The sequence below is a fragment of the Streptomyces sp. ID05-26A genome, assembly GCF_033794685.1.
GTDB lineage: Bacteria > Actinomycetota > Actinomycetes > Mycobacteriales > Pseudonocardiaceae > Lentzea.
Genome location: NZ_JARAYZ010000008.1, coordinates 159502 through 174626, shown reverse-complemented (window position 1 = coordinate 174626; position 15125 = coordinate 159502). Strand labels below are relative to the sequence as shown.

Sequence of the window (15125 nt, the reverse complement as noted above, 5' to 3'; positions counted from 1 at the left end):
TGGCGGCAATAACTAGCGATTCTCCGCTGATGTCTGCGCTAAGTCCGCTTTCCGTCTGAGAGCCGAGCTAATGTCGGCGCTAAGGCGGAGCACGGAGGCGCACGTGGCGGAGGACTGGTCGGCGGTCGCGGAGGCAATCAATGCCCGCGCGAACGAGCTGGCTTTGAAGCAAAAAGAGATTGCCGAACGATCCGGCGTATCGCATGCGATCGTTCGCGAGATTCAGCAGGGCCGGATCAAGCGCCGGCGAAGCCCCCGCACCCTCGAAGCTCTGTCGATCGCGCTCGACTGGCATCCGGAGCACCTGTCGGCTGTGCTGCAAGGGAAGCGCCCGCCGGAGGTGACCCCGTCGGCTGAGTCCTTCGACCCGTTGGTTCCGCTGCTTCAGACGGTCATTCGTGAACTCCGCGGACTTCGTGCCCAGGTCGGAACACTGACTAGTCGCCTTGACGACAGGAGTAGTCAAAACGACTAGGTGGATTTCGCTAATTGGTTTCGGTGTCGCTGTCATAGGAACAGCAGACGGTTAGGGAGGGGGTAGAAATAATTGCCCGCGGCTAACACGCCGCGTGTTAGGACGAGTTAAGTCCGCAGGTCACGGCCGTTGGGGAACGGGGGAGCGTGACGAAGAGAAAGCGCGGAGAGCCGCCGCGAACGCGCTTGCAGGCGGTACGCGAAGAGCTGGGCCATACCCAGGACCACGTCGTCAGGTACTTCCTCACACGCGGTCCGCAGATCGGCGTCACCGTGGCGTCCGTGTCGGCGCTGCCGATCATGATCTCCCGCTGGGAGAACGGCCACGTCGAGGTAGCAGAGCTGGGCTATCAGCGGCTGTTTCGGGAGTTGTACGGCCGCTCGAACGAAGAGCTTGGCTTCCCGCCGGAGACGTTCAACCAGTCCGCCGAAGAGCTGCGCGATCGCCTCTTCGTTGCGAAGAACATCGACGCCGGGATGCTCGACCTGTTCCAGAGACAGGTCAACGATCTCCGTAGCTCGGACCACCGCTTCGGCGCGCTCGTGGTGCTCGACCAACTCAACAGCCTCGTACGTCAGATCGAGGACGTGAAGGTGTTCAGTGTGAGCACGCACCTACGTCAGCGCCTGGCCACGATCCTCACCGACGCGCGCACGCTCGCAGGGTGGACAGCGCTCGATCGTGGATCACAGATGCAGTCGTGGCAGTACCACGAGGACGCGAAGATCTCTGCGAGAGAAGCGGATTCGCCTTCGCAGCTGGCGCATGCAGCAGCACAGCAAGCCGTGATCCTGCTCGATATCGGGGAGGCCGATGCGGCGGTCGAACTGCTGGAGTACGCGCGGTATGTCGCGGAGCATCGCGCGCCTTCATTGCTGCGGAGCTGGCTTGCCGCCGCGCACGGTGAGGGTTTGGCCGCCGCTGGCCAACGTGACCAGTCTCTGCGCGCGTTCGATGACGCAAGCTCTTTGCTGCCAACGAATCCGGCCGATCCCGAACTGGCGTTCCTTCTGCTCAACGACGGGCAGCTCATTCGATGGCGCGGCAACGCGCTACTGCGCCTGGGAGATGCCGACGCGATCACCCAGCTTGAGGCCGCTGTGCGGGACTTTGCCAACCCGCAACGGTCAGCAGTGCGTGGTCTGACTAACACCTACGTGGATCTTGCGTTCGCTTACGCCGCCGCTGGCGACAGCAAGGGAGCTGTAGAGCTTGCGCAGAAGGCGCGGCAGCTCGCCAAGCGCATCGGGTCTGACCGTCAGCGGCAGCGTCTCGCGAAGCTGGAGCTACCGGGTCCCAGAGGCCCCGGTATTGCGTGAAGCTAGGTAGTAGAGCAGCGGGATGATCGCTCCAGAACCCAGCACCTCGCCGCGCCGGACGAGATCCAGGACGCGGTCAACTGGAATCCACTCGATCCGCGCCGCTTCCTCTGCGTCAGTTGGCTCGCCAACCTTTTCCGCCGAGCGCCAGAGGTACGCGTCTACGGGCGCGTCGATGATGCCGGGGAGCGGCTGAAAGGTGCCCAGGTGTTCCGGTTCACCGATCGGACGCCAGCCAGTCTCTTCTTCAGTTTCGCGCGCCGCAGTAGTTGAGGGTTCCTCGCCCTCCTCAACGAGGCCGCCAACAAGCTCATATCCCCATTGATCAGTGACAAATCGGTAGCGCCAAAGAGTTAGAACCTCTTCATCGCTGTTTATGAGCATGGATACCGCAACATGATCAAGTTTCACCACATGGTGCTCAAACCTGCTGCCGTCTGGCGGCTCGACGTCGACCAGATCTACGGTTACCCACCTGTTGTCATACACGGTCCGCTTGCCATGGACCTTCCAACTGAGTTCCTTTGGATACTCCGTCACGCGAGAAGCTTACGGCAAATGAGGGCAGGCGACTAGGTTGGTAACAAGTTGACGTGCGAGGCCGATATTAGTGCAGCGGACTGCAGGTCGGAAGTCAGGAGATCTGATGTGGAATTTAGCTAGGGTCAACCGGATGACTCTGCATCAGGTAATCCTGCAATAGTCGCAGAATTGACTGTAAATGGCGTTAAGTGGTTATTGCTTGAGGCGCTGCGGAATATTAACTCGGAATTTCGTCGGCACATTTATCGTGGTAGATCTCGAGGTCAAGTCAGTCAATCTTTAAGTAAATTCTGCAATGGAGTCTTGATTGCTATGAGCGCGGCCCTCTCTAGCTCTTTGCTCTCCTCTTTAGCTGCGGTGTTCGCCTTTGGGACGCTATTTAGCCAGTTCTACCTCCGGCGACAGGCAAAAATTCTTGAGCACGAGGCAAGAATGCGCGAGTTAGATGCGAGATCCATGATTGAGAGGATGCAGATTGAGTTCAGGACAATAGAGGACAGGGAGCATGTCGCCTCGAGGTACCTTTCAAAGATTATTAGTGAACTGCCGCAAACCATAGTCAGTCGAGTAATTGAAAGCTGGCCTCCTTCTGATGCTCGAATAATTGGATCAGGCTCAGTCGTGTCCTCTGTTGACCAGGGGCTTACGGTTCGTGAAATATCCCACGCACTCAATACGCCGCTGGCGCAAATCGAGACCGCAGCATTATTGCTGAAGGAGAATGCTGGTGATCCTGAGGTCAGGGATGCGTCTATAAGGGATGTGTTGGAAGCGGCTGAACTCTGCAAGACTTTCATTGGAGGATTCCGTCAGGTGGCATCAGTCGTCGGCCCCTTAGGGTGGGAATCTCGCTCCCTCGTTAAGACGCTCGATTCAGGCTGCCGGATGTACATGCGTAAGTCGCTCAAAGATGCCTCTATTTCTATGGATTTGCCCGATTCTGTCGAAGGCTATAGTAATAGTTACATACTTTCTGTCCTTCTTCCGCTAGTCGAGAATGCGGTCGAATCCAATGTGGGTGGCGGGGAGATTTCAGTGAAGTTGCTTAGGCTTGAGGAAAACGTGCTTCGCTTCGAAGTCATCAATACTCCTGAGCTGCTGCCTATTGGTGACGACGATATCTACCGGCCAGGGTTTACAACGAAGGATGGAGCCCATGAAGGATTGGGCCTCTCCTCAGTCAAAGTCATGGTGTCAGCCCACCGAGACGGGAAAATCGGACATCGAATCGATGGAGAAAAAGTGACTTTCTTTGTTCTTCTTCCGGGAGGAGGAAGCAATGACTGAAGTTCTGGTCGTAGATGACAGTCTAAAGACAGCGCAACTGTTCGCTTCGTTGGTGCAAAGTCGTACGGGTCTAAAGAGCGTTGCGACAGACAATCCTGTCGAGGCGTTACGCATTGTGCGGGAGGGGCTCGTAAAAGTAGTGCTTTTGGATCAGCGAATGCCGGAGATGTCTGGAACCGAACTCTTTCGTCAGATGAGAGCCATACGCGATGACGTTCGGGCAATTATGCTTACAGGAGAGGCTGATGCGCGTGAAGTAGGGGATGCCCTCACGCTTGGTTTTAGTGACTATCTCGAGAAGGGCGAGATTGGCCGTCTCGCGACAGCTGTACTCGAACAGTCATTGCAATACTCAATAGCTGATCAAGGGCTATTTCCGGAACTGAACGGATTTCTTCTTGTGGATACTGGGGTGTGGTATAAGCCTTGGTCGTGCGGAGTAGAGTACAGAATTCATCGCATTGACCTGCTGGATGATAAGTATGTCCCTGATTTGGAATGGGAAACTGTGCTGCAGTTGAACGCTGGCGAGAATAAGGAATTTTCCGAAAAGCTGACGTACTCGCGAGGTGTCAAGCTGGAGAAATTGAACGAAAAGCAGGTAAAGTCCAGTCTGCGTGTTAGCGTTAACGTTCTCGATCGAATTGTGGGGAGGGTTGAGGTGGCGATTAAATCCAGTCTTAAGGAGAGTTTAAATGAGGACACCGCTATTGAGCAGTTTCGAAAGACGACATATTCTCTCCCTGCTGAACCTGTTGACCCCTCTGCCTCTCCATACGTTGTAGCGCGAAATTTTCAGCGTGCGCCCGTCTATAAGAAGTGGTTAGTCGTTGTGAATTCATTTTGTCGCGGTTGTTTGACGGACTCATTGATGCCACTTGTAGTACTTGAGAGGACGCGGAGTCTTGCGACTCGACATCAGAACACCCTGAGTGACGGTCGCACTGCCATTGAGCGCACAGGCGAGATACGTGGCTAGCAAGCCCCGAGCTTGTCCATGCCTGTGTCCATGAAGCGTGGTCTGGCGCTGCCGCTATCGCGGCAGTTTGGGTGGGCGGTGGCCTATATCGCCGCAGGTGGCGGCCAATGCGATGTGACCTTGGACACTCATAATCCGTCAGGTCGTGGGTTCGAGCCCCACCTTCCCCACCACTTTCTCCAGGTCGTGGCGGTGCCCGTCGAGGCATTGGCCTGAAATCGCGTGCGAGCACGGCATCGCTCTGCGTACTGTGCCCGGGACAAAAGGGGGGTGCGGCATGACGAAGCTGAACCAGATCATCGCGGTGGAGAAGAGTGTCAAGGGAGGCACGCTTCGGGACCTCACCGACGCGCACCACGGGCTGCAGAAGCCCGCGTTGCTGGCCGGCATCTCCCGGACGTACCAGCCGAAGGACGAGGACGGCGAGGTGTTGCCGCCGGAGTCCACTCGTGTGCAGATCAAGGCCGAGGACGTGCTGCGGCGGACCGCGAGTGTGATGGCTCGGCTCTTCGACGTGACGGCGACCAAGGACTGGGCCAACTGCGTCGCCAAGGCCGACGTCGTGGTCGACGGACAGACGGTGTTGCGCGACGTGCCCGTGTCGTACCTGCTCTTCCTCGAGAAGCAGCTGACCGATCTGCACACGTTCGTGAAGAAGCTGCCCTTGCTGGACGCGGCCGAGGACTGGAACTTCGACGAGTCCGCCGACTACTGGCGCACCGAGCAGGTCCGGACCATCCGCACCAAGAAGGTGCCGCGCAACCACGTCAAGGCCGAGGCCACGGAGAAGCACCCGGCGCAGGTCGAGGTGTACTACGAGGACATCCCGGTGGGGTACTGGACCACGGTGAAGTTCTCCGGTGCGCTGCCGGCCCGGCGGGTCAACGAGCTGGTGGACCGGGTGGAGAAGTTGCAGCACGCGGTGAAGTTCGCCCGCGAGGAGGCCAACAACATGGAGATCACCGATCAGCGCGTCGGTGACGTGGTCTTCGACTACCTGTTCCGCTAGCGTCCACGGACTCCCCCGCTGGAGCGCGGGGGAAGCGTTCCCTCGAAGGGAGCGCGAAGCTGAAACTGAACGTCAGCCTGAACCACTCGGTCACAAGCGGGGGTTCGATTCCCTCTCCCGGCACCACACGCCGGGATAGCCCAAACGGCAGAGGCAGCCGAGATCACACTCAGACTCTCGCTCCAGCTTCAGCATTACCGCCGAACGCCAGATCGCCCGAGAACGGACAAGACTCGCCGAGGTGCAGGTTCGAATCCTGCTGGCCGCTCTGCTCGTGCGGCCGTAGCTCAACGGAAGAGCGCGGCGACCTAAGGACTGATCCGTCTCTTAAAAGTCGCTGGTGTGCGCAAATGGGCGGACAAGCGAGGCCCCGGACTGGACATGTCCGGGGCCTCACCTATTGCGCAGGCCTTCGAGGTAGATCGACAGGAAGCGCCGCCACTCGGCGGGGGAGTCGCGGATCACCTGGGCCATCGCGCGCGTCAGCGTCGCCAGGTCGGCGATCGTGTAGTCGGCGCGCAGCACGCCCGCTTCGAGGGCGCGGTCGATCAGGATTCCCGCGTGGCCCGCGCCCCGGTGGCACGCGGAGACGACCTCGGGCGCGTTCGGCAGGTCGCGAGCCAGCACGTCGTTGAGGCCGCGGTCCTCCGCCTGCAGTGCGTAGAGGTCTTCGAGGTAGCCGGCGAACGCCTGCCACGCGTCCGGCACGGCCATGGCCTGCTCGCCGATGGTCTCCAGGGCGGCCAGGCGCTGCGGGAAGATCGACTGCACGAAGTCGTTGCGCGTCGGGAAGTGCTTGTACAGCGTGCCGATGCTGACCTCGGCCTTGCGGGCGATGTGTTCCAGGGGCACGTCGAGGCCGCGTTCCGCGAACAGCTCCGTGGCCGCTGCCAGCAGCTTGTCCCGGTTGCGTGCCGCGTCCGCACGCAGGGGTCTCGACGCGGTGACCATGTGCCGGATCCTACTCGGCGGTTAAGTCGAGGGTGCCCTCAAGTTTTGTGGTAGCGTCGGCGAACGTAAGTCGAGGGTTGCCTCGAATTAGCGTTCGGAAGGACGAAACCCATGTCTCCCACCGCAGTCGTGCTCGGGGTCGGTCCCGGGCTGGGCATGTCCGTCGCGCACCGGTTCGGGCGTGAGGGCTACGAGATCGCGCTGGTCTCCCGCACCGCCGCGCGGCACGAGGGGTATCTCGCGGCACTGGCCGAGGCGGGCGTGAAGGCGCGGGCGTTCGCGGCGGACGTGCGCGATCCCGCGCAGCTGAAGTCCACTTTGGACGCGATCGGGCCGGTCGACGTCGTCTACTACGGGCCGGGCGCCACCGATCTGAGCGCGCCTCCCGAGGACATCGGGGACACGACGTCCGCGCACGCCCGTGCCGCGATGGACTGGCTCTACCCGGCGATCGACGTCGTTCAGCACGCGCTGCCGTCGGTGGCCGAACGCGGCGGAGGCCTCTTGTTCGCCGGTGGTCTGAGCGCGGTGCGGCCGATGCCGATGCTCGGTGCGCTCGCGCTTTCCGGTGCGGCGCTGCGGAACTACGCGCTGACGCTCAACGTGGCGCTCGCGGACAAGGGCGTGTACGCGGGCACCGTCATCATCGGTGGTCTCGTCGAACGCGGCGACATCTTCCAGGCGGTGACGGCGAACCCCGAGAGGTTCGGCGAGGTGCGCACTCTCGACCCCGACGTCATCGCGGACGCCGCGTGGCAGATGTTCGTCAAGCGGGACAGGGCGGAGGAGGTGTTCAGCGTCTTCTAGTGGTGCGACCCGGAGCGTTGGCGAGGTAATCCACGCTCAGCAGGGCGCCTCGCGGCGCCGCCCCCACGCCCCCGTACAACCAGTACGAGGACGTGGGGGCGACACCACGACGCACCCGTCTGACCGCGAATTCCCCCGGCAACGCTCCGGGCCACACCACTAGAGGTACGAACCCGGGGTGTGGCCGAGCGAGCGGCGGAAGACGTCGATGAACGCGCTCGCGGTGGCGAATCCGCAGTGCAGCGCGACGGCGGTGACGGGCTGGCCCTCGGCCAGCAGGCGCAACGCGTGGTAGAGCCTCAGCTGCGTGCGCCACTGGGGGAAGGTCATGCCCATCTCGTCGCGGAACAGCCTGGTCAGCGTCCTGCCGCTCGCGCCGGCGGCACGGCCGAGCGCGTCGAGACCGCGTGTGTCCGAGGGGTCGGTCTCGAGCGCGGCGCAGACCGCCGCAAGCCTGGGGTCGTGGGCGGCGGGGACGCGCACGGGTTGTTCGGACGTGGTGGCGAGTTGGTCGAGCAGTACCGAGCGCATTCGTTTGCCCGCAGGGGTTTCTCGGTCGGTGAGCTCTGTGTAGGCGATCAGCAGTTCACGTAGCAGAGGGGAGACCGCCAGCGCTGTCGGTTCGTGGAGCTTCAACGGGTTCTGCGTGAGGCCTAGGAAATGCAGCCGTGTGACGCCATACGCACGGTGTGAGTGCACGGCGCCCGACGGGATCCACAACGCACGGTGCGCGGGCGCGATCCAGCGTGACGTCTCCGTGTGCACGGCCACGACGCCGCGGCTGGCGTAGACGATCTGGTGTTCGTCGTGCCAATGCGCGGTGACACCACTGGCGGCCGCCAGGTCGCGGCTCGTGGTCGGCGCCGCCGGCAGATGGCGAGAATTCGACATACATCGGCAGAATATCGGAATCGCGAACGCGTCGGCGGGGCCACGATCGGGGTGTGGACAACTCTCGCTGGCGGATGTCGGTCCTGGTCGCCGGGCACGCGGTGGACGACCTGTACCAGGGCGCGGTGCCGGCCGTCGTGCCGTTCCTCGTCCTGGAACGCGGCTACAGCTACCTCGCGGCGGCCGGCATCACGGTCGCCGCGACGCTGCTGTCCTCGGTCGTGCAACCGCTGTTCGGGATCCTGACGGACCGTCGCCCCATGCCGTGGCTGGTGCCGCTCGGCATGACCCTCGCGGGGGTGGGCATCGGGTTGTCCGGGCTGAGCGACTCGTACCTGCTGACCTGGCTCGCCATCGCGTTGTCCGGCCTCGGTGTCGCCGCGTACCACCCCGAAGCCGCCCGGCTCGCCCGTCGTGTCGCGCAGGACAGCCACGTCGGCATGAGCTGGTTCTCGGTGGGCGGCAACGTCGGGTTCGCCCTGGGCCCGGTGCTCGTCACGCCGGTGCTGGCGTTCGGCGGGCTTGCGTGGAGTCCGCTGCTCGCCGTCCCCGCGCTGGTGGGAGGTGCGCTCACGATGGTGGCGCTGCGCGGGGTGCAGGGCGCCACGGCGTCGGCCACGGCATCGGCGGGCCGTGACGACTGGGGCCAGTTCAGCAGGTTGACGGTGGTGATCGTCGCGCGGTCGATGGTGACGTTCGGGCTCGGCACGTTCCTCGCGATCTGGGTGACCTCGCGTGTCGGCGGCGGTCCGGCGGCCGGAGCCGCGGCGCTGGTCGTGCTGTTCGGAGCGGGTGCCGCGAGCACGTTGCTCGGTGGCGTGCTGGCCGGACGGTTCGGGCGCGTGCGGGTCTTGCAGGTGTCCTATGCGCTTTCGGTGCCCGCAGTCGCTGGAGTGGCGTTGGTACCCGGTCCGGCCGTGTACGCGATGGTGGCCCTTACGGCCGTGACGCTCTACGTGCCGTTCTCACTGCACGTCACTCTCGGCCAGGACTACCTGCCCAACCGCCTCGGCACGGCCAGCGGGGTCACGCTGGGGCTCGCGGTCAGCATCGGCGGGCTGGGCTCGCCCGTGGTGGGTGCGGTGGCGGGGGCGACGAGTCTGCAGTGGGGGTTGCTGTCGCTGGTGGCGATGTCCGTTGTCGCTTGGGTGGCGACGCGGGGTTTGCGCTCACCTGTGCGCGTGTAGCTCCATGCGGGCTTGAGCGTCGATGACTACCGTGGACCGGGTGCGAGTGGCTACCTGGAACGTGAACTCCGTCAAGCAACGCGTACCCCGCCTGCTGCCGTGGCTGGACCAGCGGCAGCCGGACGTCGTGTGCCTGCAGGAGACCAAACTGGCCGACGACGCCTTCACCACGCTGCTGGGCGACGCCCTGAAGGAACGCGGCTACGAGTTCGCCCTGTTCGGCGAAACGCAGTGGAACGGCGTGGCCCTCCTCTCGCGCGTGGGCCTCGAAGACGTTGCGGTAGGCGTGGCCGGCGCACCAGGCTTCCCCCACGTCGAGGCACGCGCCGTAGCGGCAACGTGTGGCGGCGTGCGTGTTCATTCGCTGTACGTGCCCAACGGTCGTGAGCCTGAGTCGGACCACTACAAGTACAAGCTGGAGTGGTTGGCCGCCCTGCGCGATGTGCTGGAAGCGGGCCCCAAGGACGCGTTGGTGTGCGGCGACATCAACATCGCGCCGGCCGACGCCGACCTGTTCGATCCCGAGGCCTACGTCGGCCACACCCACGTCACCGAACCAGAACGCGCCGCGTTGCAGGCCATTGAGGCGTTGGGGTTCCACGACGTCGTGCGCGACCGTTGGCCGAACGAACGCGTCTTCAGTTACTGGGACTACCGCGCCGGCATGTTCCATCGCGACCTCGGCATGCGCATCGACCTGATCCTCGCGTCGAGTTCCGTCGCGCCGCGGACCAAGGCGGCGTGGATCGACCGCCACGCGCGCAAGGGGACCGGGCCGAGCGATCACGCGCCGGTGATCGTGGACCTGGACGAGGCGCCGGACGGGGACATCGGGCCCGTGGTGCCGCCGCCCTCGTCGCCGGGCGCGAAGAAGAAGGTCAAGCTGCCCCAGGCGAAGTAGCGGGCGGCTGCAGCGTCACGGTGAACGCCGCCCCGCCTTCCGCGGCGGGCCCGGCCACGATCGTCCCGCCCATGCGCGTCACCAGACCGTGCACCAGCGCGAGCCCCACACCCGTGCCCACCGGCCGAGACTCCTGGTACCGCGCGTGCAACACCCCGCGGTCGAACGCCACGGCGTAGTCCTGCGCGGCCAGCCCCGGTCCGCCGTCACGCACCTCCAGGACGGCGGACAGGGCGAGCACGACCGGGTGGCCTGCCGGGGTGACGCGCAGGGCGTTCTCCATCAGGCCGTCGATGACCTGGCGCAGGCGGCGCGCGTCCGCCCAGACCACCGGTGAGGACGAGACCTCCAGCGTGAAGCGCACTCCTCGGGCGTGGCAGCGGGCGTGCCACACCTCGGCGGCGGAGCGGACCACGGGTTCCAGCGAGATGGCGGCCATGTCCAGGCGGAAGTCGTCGGCGCCCAGGCGGGCCAGGTCGAGCAGGTCGCTGACCAGGCGGTCGAGGCGGCGGGCCTCGTCCAGGATCACGGTGCCGACCGGAGCCACCTGGGCGCCGGAGACGACGCCGTCCGCCAGGGACTCGGCGAAGCCCGTCACGGCCGTCAGCGGCGTGCGGAGTTCGTGGGAGACGGAGAGCAGGAAGTCGCGTTGGCGGGATTCGCTGCGCTGCAAGGCGTCTGCCAGCGAGTTCACCGCCTGGCTCACCTCCGCCAGTTCGTGCGTGCCGGAGATGGGGACGCGCAGGTCCCGGCGGCCGGTGCTCATCGAGTGGGCGACCGAGGCCACCCGGCGCAGTGGGCGGGCCAGGAACGAGCCCAGGGCCAGACCGGCCAGGACCGCCACGGCGAGGCCGACGCCCAGGGCGATCATGATGTTGCGGATCAGCTTGCGGTAGGTGCCGGTGGTCTCGGTCTCCTGGACCAGGGCGAAGCCGCCCGCCCCCGACGGACGGGCCTCCACGTTCAGACGGCCGCTCACCCCGGACACAGGAGAACCCGACAGCACCTTGCGGTAGTCGACGGCGCGCACCGCTCGCACGGCCGCGCGGTCGGAGCCCGTGACGTCGCCCGACGCGGTGATCCGGACGATCGCGATGTCCTGGCCCTCCAGGATCTGCTCGACGCGGTTGTTCGAGATCTGGCCCGCGACCACGTCCGCCTGCGACCGCAGGAACTCGCGGCTCACCTGCTGCGACGTCGAGAGCACCAGGCGGATCGACACGAAACCCGCCACCACCACGGCCACGAACGCGACCCCCAGGCACAGCAACGCGATCCGTCCCGCGAGGTTCACGACGCGTCCGCCGAGTAGCCGACGCCACGCACTGTCCGAATTGGACTCAAAGCGCCGAACTTGGCACGTAGCTGGGCGATGTGGACGTCAACGGTTCGTGTGCCTGCCACGGATGAGTAGCCCCACACGGCCGAGAGCAGTTGCTCGCGCGAGAACACCTGCCGTGGGTTCTTCATCAGGTATGAAAGCAACCCGAACTCCGTTGACGTCAACGAGACCTCTGCATCACCGGCGAATGCGCGCCGTTCGCCTACATCGAGCCGTACGGAACCCACCTGCAAAACGTCCGACACGGCGCCAGAAGAGCGACGCAGCACGGTCCGCACGCGCAGAGCGAGTTCGCGTGGACTGAAGGGCTTCGTGATGTAGTCGTCGGCGCCCAGTTCCAGCCCGAGCAGGCGGTCCACCTCGTCGTCGCGGGCCGTCACGAACAGCACCGGCGTCCAGTCGCCGGCCGCGCGCATGGCCCGGCACACCTCGATGCCGTTCAGCACGGGCAGGCCGACGTCCAGCACCACCGCCACCGGCGAGAGCGAGCGGACCGCGGCCAGTGCCGCGTCCCCCGAGGACTCCAGGCGCACGCCGAAGCCGTCGCGCCGCAGGTACAGCGCCACCAGTTCGGCGATCGCCGGTTCGTCCTCCACGACGAGCACCAGGCCACGTTCCACGCGTTCACCCCGGCTGGTTGAGGTCCGACTCGATGCTGTTCAGCGTTGATTCCACATCATCGAGGTCCGACACCGGAGCCTCACCCCGGCACGCCGTCAGAGCGAACAGCAGAACGACGGCGGCGACCCACCTCACTTCGACCCGCAGTGCTCGGACTTGAACTTGGCGACCCGCTCGCCGGACTTCGCCAGCTTCACGAGCTGGGCGTCGCGCAGCTTCAGCCGCGCGTCCAGCACGTCCGCGCGCGCCGTGTTGCCGTTCTTGCGGGCGTCCGCGGCCTTCTGCTCGATCCACTTCTTCGAGCCCAGCGTCTCCGCGGTGCCGTTGATCTTGTCGGTCAGCGCCTTGACCTTGGCCTCGACCCGCGGCACCCGCTGTGAGCAGATCTTCTGCACCTTCTCCGGGCTGATGGTGATCGGTTCCTGCGCCGACGCGGTCCCCGCGCCCAGCAGCAGCATCCCGAGCACGAGCCCACCGATTCGCGAAATGTTCATGGCACAGAACGATGACCGGCGACGGTCAGAACGAGGTCCGCCGAATGTTCGGGTTGTGCAAAGATCACCGGCCGCGACGTCAGCGCAGGGCGATTCCGTGTCGTGCCGCCGCCTGCAGCATCGGGCGCATCCGGTCCCACACCCGTTCCGACCGCAGTTCCTCTGCCGCGTTCACCGCCCGCATCCCGACGGCCCGGCCCTGATCGAGGTCACCGTCGAGGAAGTGGCACGAGGCCAGCGAGATCAGGCAGAACGTCCAGCTGCGCGCCATCGCCGGCGCGAAGCCCTCGATCGCCGTGAGCAACGCGGGAACGGCCGTCCGCGTGTCGCCGAGCTCGGCGTGGACCGTGCCGGCCATCGCCGTCAGATCGGTCTCGTCGTGGAACCGCGCCCAGTCCGGCACGTGCGTCAGATCCGCGCACTCGAACGAGTCCTTCGCCTTCCCCAACGCGCGCAACGCCTCGGCGGAACGGGCCTGCCGCGCGTACGCCCAGGCCTCGTTCGAATACATGATGCTCGCTGCCAACGGCGCGAAAGCACCCCTCTGGAAGTAAGCCAGCGCATCACCTGGTGCGCCGTGATGCAGATGCACGCGCCCACGCCGATAAACGATGTTGGTCGTCAGGTCTTCGTCGTAACGGGCGAATTCCAGCGCACGGTCGAAATGGTGATACGCGGCTCCGATCTGGCCGCTGTCGAACGACGTCCATCCAGCCAGGTTGTGCAGGTCCGCGACCGCGGACAGCAGACGTGCCCGCACGGCGTCCGAGGCTTCCGCGGCCAGCAGCTGCTGCGCCCAGTAGATCCGCACGACGACGGCGTCGCGGCACGCCCCTCCTCCGAACCGGTAGTCGACCGAACGCAACGACCGGGTCTGCGCCTCCAGCTGTTCGACGTCGCTCGCGCCGATGCGGCTGGAGTGCGGGGGAGGGAAGTACGCAGGATCCGCCATGGGACACCCCTCTGCGCCGTTGAAATCTGAGCGTAGGGCGTTCACGGCCTGCGGTGGGGACAATCTGCGTGGGGTGGAATCCGCGGTGGAATGTGGTTGAACAGGTATTAATCCGGGTACGCGAAGACAAGTTGACAGCGCAATATTCTTGTATGAGGCGACACGCACATCTGCGGCTGGTGTCTTCGACCGAGGTGGAGGACACGACGCTCGCAGCGGTCCTGACCGCCGAGGACCTGGCCGAGCACCTGGGTCTCGACCCCTGCTCACGGGTGACGTGCGCCCTGCACCGGTGCTGGCTGCACCAGTGCGTCGACTCGTTCGACGCCGCTGCCGACCGCCAGATCCTCAGGGCCTACCGCACTAGCCTCGCGGCGACGCACGCGTAGTAGGGCGACGCACGCGTAGTAGAAAGACCTGGAAGAATTAAGCCTGGTGGGTGAACACGGCCGCCTCCGGGAGGTAGCTCGGAGGCCGCTGGCTGTCCTCCGGCACGTCGAGCAACGCCCAGATGATGTGCCGCCCACCGCCGGCCGGCGTCTCGCCCATCGTGAAGTTGCAGACGGCGATGGACGCGACGTTGCGGCGCATGATGTGCCACTGCTTGAGGTCGAAGCGTGCGGTCGTGCGCACCGCAACTGACAACTTGTCCCCACGCATGCGCAGCAGCAGCGCCATGGGGCTGTTGTCCTCGACGTGCGACACGAGTTCCACCGCCACCTGCGGTGCGACGTCGAGCATCGACTGGATGCCCCACCGCTCGCAGGCGCGTTCGGTGATCCGCTCGGCCACGTGGGGCAGGCAGCGGCACGTCGGCAACGGCGCGTCCACCCGGTCCTCGTGCTTGTGCCGCACCACCGCGGCCACGGCGGCCGAGGTCGTCGAGTGCATCGGGATGTGCCGGGGCAGGCCACGCGACTCCAGCGTGGAGCGCAGCTCGTGATCACTGACGACGAGGCTCATCGAGATGCCCGGCCACCGCGCCGCCGAGAGCCACACGACGTCGAACACCACCAGCAGCGCGGGAGACTCCGCGACCAGCTCGTCCAGCTCCACGACCACGCCGACGAGCTCCTTGGTGGCGTGGTCGAGCAGCACGTCCTGCACGCGCATGTACGTGATCCAGTCGAGCCGTCCGCTGAACCGGACGACGACCACGCCGTTCTGCTCCCGGACGTCCACGCCGAGGCTGTCGCCGGCCATGAGTCCCCCTCCCGCAGGCGTGTCCCAAGCCTTCAAGACTGGAGCGGTGACCGCGTGCTCCCTAGGGGGTAACTACCCGTGTTTCGCCGTTGGTGCCTCCGGGGGACCGCGTTGCAACGGGAGATCGCGCACACCTAGGGTGCCGCTGTGGGCGGTTCGCTTTC

17 protein-coding genes are annotated in these 15125 nt (G+C 64.9%); 9 read left to right on the top strand and 8 right to left on the bottom strand.

All coding sequences use genetic code 11. From position 1 onward, the window contains the following. Positions 1-103: 103 nt before the first annotated feature. Both PV646_RS42335 and PV646_RS42330 read left to right on the top strand, forming a co-directional pair. Positions 104-475: a helix-turn-helix domain-containing protein gene (locus PV646_RS42335; protein WP_500348549.1), complete on the top strand. Its 372-nt coding sequence runs from the start codon at positions 104-106 to the stop codon at positions 473-475. 146 nt (positions 476-621) lie between these two features. After that, the gene (locus PV646_RS42330) at positions 622-1794 is read left to right on the top strand and encodes a tetratricopeptide repeat protein (protein ID WP_500348547.1); all 1173 of its coding nucleotides are present in this window, start codon (positions 622-624) and stop codon (positions 1792-1794) included. On the opposite strand, the gene PV646_RS42325 is transcribed toward PV646_RS42330, so the two are convergent. After that, on the bottom strand, positions 1762-2334 hold the full coding sequence (locus PV646_RS42325) for an NUDIX hydrolase (protein ID WP_500348545.1): 573 nt from the start codon (positions 2332-2334) through the stop codon (positions 1762-1764). The genes PV646_RS42330 and PV646_RS42325 overlap by 33 nt on opposite strands. 315 nt (positions 2335-2649) lie before the next feature. On the opposite strand from PV646_RS42325, the gene PV646_RS42320 reads away from it, so the two are divergent. From PV646_RS42320 to PV646_RS42310, 3 genes are all read left to right on the top strand, one after another. After that, the gene (locus PV646_RS42320; RefSeq protein ID WP_500348544.1) at positions 2650-3624 is read left to right on the top strand and encodes a sensor histidine kinase; all 975 of its coding nucleotides are present in this window, start codon (positions 2650-2652) and stop codon (positions 3622-3624) included. After that, positions 3617-4603, top strand: coding sequence for a response regulator transcription factor (locus tag PV646_RS42315; RefSeq protein WP_500348542.1), 987 nt, complete (start codon positions 3617-3619; stop codon positions 4601-4603). The genes PV646_RS42320 and PV646_RS42315 overlap by 8 nt, the downstream gene beginning before the upstream one ends. Positions 4604-4880: 277 nt before the next feature. Continuing rightward, the gene (locus tag PV646_RS42310; protein WP_500348540.1) at positions 4881-5612 is read left to right on the top strand and encodes a DUF7873 family protein; all 732 of its coding nucleotides are present in this window, start codon (positions 4881-4883) and stop codon (positions 5610-5612) included. 393 nt (positions 5613-6005) lie between these two features. Here the strand turns inward: PV646_RS42310 and PV646_RS42305 are convergent, their stop codons facing one another. Further along, on the bottom strand, positions 6006-6563 hold the full coding sequence (locus PV646_RS42305; protein ID WP_500348538.1) for a TetR/AcrR family transcriptional regulator: 558 nt from the start codon (positions 6561-6563) through the stop codon (positions 6006-6008). Between the two features lie 111 nt (positions 6564-6674). Here PV646_RS42305 and PV646_RS42300 point away from each other — a divergent pair, with 111 nt between their 5' ends. Next, entirely contained in the window at positions 6675-7370 is a 696-nt protein-coding gene (locus tag PV646_RS42300) for an SDR family NAD(P)-dependent oxidoreductase (RefSeq protein WP_500348536.1), read from the top strand. Positions 7371-7529: 159 nt separating this feature from the next. Here the strand turns inward: PV646_RS42300 and PV646_RS42295 are convergent, their stop codons facing one another. Beyond that, a complete protein-coding gene (locus PV646_RS42295; RefSeq protein WP_500348534.1) occupies positions 7530-8261 on the bottom strand; it encodes an AraC family transcriptional regulator in 732 nt (243 codons plus the stop codon). A gap of 53 nt (positions 8262-8314) precedes the next feature. On the opposite strand from PV646_RS42295, the gene PV646_RS42290 reads away from it, so the two are divergent. Together PV646_RS42290 and PV646_RS42285 are read left to right on the top strand one after the other, a co-directional pair. After that, positions 8315-9448, top strand: a complete 1134-nt coding sequence (locus PV646_RS42290; RefSeq protein WP_500348532.1) for an MFS transporter — start codon at positions 8315-8317, stop codon at positions 9446-9448. Between the two features lie 40 nt (positions 9449-9488). Further along, positions 9489-10349 (top strand): exodeoxyribonuclease III, encoded by an 861-nt coding sequence (locus PV646_RS42285; RefSeq protein ID WP_500348530.1) that lies wholly within the window; start codon positions 9489-9491, stop codon positions 10347-10349. On the opposite strand, the gene PV646_RS42280 is transcribed toward PV646_RS42285, so the two are convergent. From PV646_RS42280 to PV646_RS42265, 4 genes are all read right to left on the bottom strand, one after another. Then, positions 10327-11643: a HAMP domain-containing sensor histidine kinase gene (locus tag PV646_RS42280; protein WP_500348528.1), complete on the bottom strand. Its 1317-nt coding sequence runs from the start codon at positions 11641-11643 to the stop codon at positions 10327-10329. The genes PV646_RS42285 and PV646_RS42280 overlap by 23 nt on opposite strands. Beyond that, complete coding sequence (locus PV646_RS42275; RefSeq protein WP_500348526.1) at positions 11640-12311, bottom strand: response regulator transcription factor; 672 nt, start codon at positions 12309-12311, stop codon at positions 11640-11642. The genes PV646_RS42280 and PV646_RS42275 overlap by 4 nt, the downstream gene beginning before the upstream one ends. A 132-nt stretch (positions 12312-12443) precedes the next feature. After that, positions 12444-12806: a hypothetical protein gene (locus tag PV646_RS42270; protein WP_500348525.1), complete on the bottom strand. Its 363-nt coding sequence runs from the start codon at positions 12804-12806 to the stop codon at positions 12444-12446. Positions 12807-12885: 79 nt separating this feature from the next. After that, positions 12886-13803: an NsdA family TPR-like regulatory protein gene (locus tag PV646_RS42265; RefSeq protein ID WP_500348523.1), complete on the bottom strand. Its 918-nt coding sequence runs from the start codon at positions 13801-13803 to the stop codon at positions 12886-12888. Between the two features lie 107 nt (positions 13804-13910). Here PV646_RS42265 and PV646_RS42260 point away from each other — a divergent pair, with 107 nt between their 5' ends. After that, a complete protein-coding gene (locus tag PV646_RS42260) occupies positions 13911-14147 on the top strand; it encodes a hypothetical protein (protein WP_500348522.1) in 237 nt (78 codons plus the stop codon). 37 nt (positions 14148-14184) lie between these two features. Here PV646_RS42260 and PV646_RS42255 read toward each other — a convergent pair whose 3' ends face one another. Then, positions 14185-14961: an STAS domain-containing protein gene (locus PV646_RS42255; protein WP_500348520.1), complete on the bottom strand. Its 777-nt coding sequence runs from the start codon at positions 14959-14961 to the stop codon at positions 14185-14187. Positions 14962-15125 lie beyond the last annotated feature (164 nt).

Excerpts from the sequence above, each read along its gene's own strand:
- PV646_RS42305 (WP_500348538.1), bottom strand. The coding sequence starts at position 6,563 with ATGGTCACCGCGTCGAGACCCCTGCGTGCGGACGCGGCACGCAACCGG.
- PV646_RS42295 (WP_500348534.1), bottom strand. The coding sequence starts at position 8,261 with ATGTCGAATTCTCGCCATCTGCCGGCGGCGCCGACCACGAGCCGCGAC.
- PV646_RS42255 (WP_500348520.1), bottom strand. The coding sequence starts at position 14,961 with ATGGCCGGCGACAGCCTCGGCGTGGACGTCCGGGAGCAGAACGGCGTG.
- PV646_RS42300 (WP_500348536.1), top strand. The coding sequence starts at position 6,675 with ATGTCTCCCACCGCAGTCGTGCTCGGGGTCGGTCCCGGGCTGGGCATG.
- PV646_RS42320 (WP_500348544.1), top strand. The coding sequence starts at position 2,650 with ATGAGCGCGGCCCTCTCTAGCTCTTTGCTCTCCTCTTTAGCTGCGGTG.
- PV646_RS42270 (WP_500348525.1), bottom strand. The coding sequence starts at position 12,806 with ATGAACATTTCGCGAATCGGTGGGCTCGTGCTCGGGATGCTGCTGCTG.
- PV646_RS42315 (WP_500348542.1), top strand. The coding sequence starts at position 3,617 with ATGACTGAAGTTCTGGTCGTAGATGACAGTCTAAAGACAGCGCAACTG.
- PV646_RS42260 (WP_500348522.1), top strand. The coding sequence starts at position 13,911 with ATGAGGCGACACGCACATCTGCGGCTGGTGTCTTCGACCGAGGTGGAG.
- PV646_RS42310 (WP_500348540.1), top strand. The coding sequence starts at position 4,881 with ATGACGAAGCTGAACCAGATCATCGCGGTGGAGAAGAGTGTCAAGGGA.